Source organism: Aeromonas sp. sif2433 (assembly GCF_019218705.1).
GTDB lineage: Bacteria > Pseudomonadota > Gammaproteobacteria > Enterobacterales > Aeromonadaceae > Aeromonas > Aeromonas encheleia.
On record NZ_JAHUXD010000045.1, the window covers coordinates 1 to 264 of the forward strand.

General features: G+C 54.5%; 1 rRNA gene. It reads left to right on the plus strand.

The annotated features are described in order from the left end of the window. Positions 1 to 264, plus strand: a 23S ribosomal RNA gene (locus tag KW825_RS20330); the annotation flags it as partial.

Genomic DNA, 264 nt, shown 5'->3' on the forward strand with positions numbered 1-264 from the left:
CGTAATAGCTCACTAGTCGAGTCGGCCTGCGCGGAAGATGTAACGGGGCTCAAACCAGGCACCGAAGCCGCGGATTCACACTTATGTGTGAGTGGTAGGGGAGCGTTCTGTAAGTCTGCGAAGGTGTATCGAGAGGTATGCTGGAGATATCAGAAGTGCGAATGCTGACGTAAGTAACGATAAAGGGGGTGAAAAGCCTCCTCGCCGGAAGACCAAGGGTTCCTGTCCAACGTTAATCGGGGCAGGGTGAGTCGACCCCTAAGG